Annotated in this window: 1 pseudogene; it reads right to left on the reverse strand. The window is 46.2% G+C overall.

Annotated elements, in window-relative coordinates:
- Window positions 1–277 (reverse strand): annotated as a pseudogene (locus tag R2R70_RS19965) (hypothetical protein); the annotation flags it as partial.

A 277-nucleotide genomic window follows, 5' to 3' on the forward strand; every position in this document is an offset into this window, starting at 1 on the left:
CTGCATCAACTTTGATCGTATGCATTTGATAGTCAGGCTGTAACTGCATTTTAAATAAGCTATCAATCAGCAAGTTAGGTGAGTAGCTTGGCAGTTCCGCATTCATAACGTCTTGACCAGGCATACTAACCATGGCCAAAAACACATCGCGCTCTAGACGTACTAGATTGTCTAGGCGCTGACTGACCACTTTGATTTGCGCGTACTCTTCGAGGCGTTCGATAAGTTCTGCTTTTGGATCACGCTCGTCGGTTGGAGTATCAGGGGCAGGCAATAG

It is taken from the genome of Cobetia sp. SIMBA_158, from assembly GCF_046566945.1.
GTDB lineage: Bacteria > Pseudomonadota > Gammaproteobacteria > Pseudomonadales > Halomonadaceae > Cobetia > Cobetia amphilecti.